The sequence below is a fragment of the Bacillus sp. mrc49 genome (assembly GCF_002803435.1).
In genome coordinates, this window is record NZ_PHNG01000109.1 from 1 (window position 1) to 1,044 (window position 1,044).

Below are 1,044 nucleotides of genomic sequence, written 5' to 3' on the forward strand. Positions count from 1 at the left end.
CCGTCATATTCAGCTCATCGATCATCTCCGTCAGATGATCATCATCCGCCCCACTGAAGTTCAAGGCTCCATTCGGATGATAGGTTGCATTCAAGTAGTAACCGGCATCCCCACGCGGAGCCGTCAAATTGCTGTAGGTCGTTAAATCCCAATCCCTGTTGGCGGCCATATATTCTTCCGGGATTTCTATTTGCTTGATATCGACATCGATTCCCAATTGGCCGGCATCCGATTGAAAAACTTGTGCGATCAGTGGTAAATCGGCACGTGAACTGTAGGTTAAAAGGGTAAACGTTAGTGGTTTGCCATCCTTTTGCATGACCCCATTCACTTCCTGATATCCTGCCTGCTCAAGAAACGATCTTGCCGCCTCCATCCCCTTCCCTTTTTCCGGATAGTCAGGAGCAAAAGAGAACGTCGATGGAAACGGCCCTTTGGCAACCTCTGCATGTCCATGCAAAATCGTTTCCGCAATCGTTGAACGATCGATCAAAGCATCAATGGCCTTTCGGACGTTGATGTCCTGCAGCGCTTTCCGTTCCAGATTCATCGTCATTTGATGCACCCGGAAGGTAGAGGTCGATTCCACCTTCACACGATCTATCGCTTCTAAACTTTCAAGACTTTCGACTTCCGGACGAAAGACAATATCGGCATCCCCCGATTCAAGGGCAAGGGACCGGGCGTTGGCATCTTCATTAAAAGAAAACCTTGCTTTTGCAAGCTTCGCAGCTCCATTCCAGTAAGCCTCGTAACGTATTAAATCAACCGCCGTGCCCGGAATGAATTTCGAGACGGCAAATGGTCCCGTCCCTATCGGCTTGTTCATGAAGTCGCTTTCCGTTACATCAATGATCGATGTATTGGGATGGACCAATTCCGATGGAAACTCCGGAAAGGGCACCTCCGTCTTGATCGTCAGCTTATTTCCCTTCGCTGTTATCGATTCAATGCGCAAGGCATTCTTGATCGCCAGGCTGTCCTTCATCGCCCGCTCCAACGACGCCTTCACGGCTTGTCCGTCCATCTGCCTTCCATTCTGAA

Annotated in this window: 1 protein-coding gene; it reads right to left on the bottom strand. The window is 49.5% G+C overall.

The genetic code is table 11. The annotated features are described in order from the left end of the window. Nucleotides 1-988: ABC transporter substrate-binding protein (locus tag CVN76_RS00750; protein ID WP_332850578.1), on the bottom strand; the 988-nt coding region annotated here is incomplete at its 3' end. Between the last annotated feature and the right edge of the window lie 56 nt (nt 989-1,044).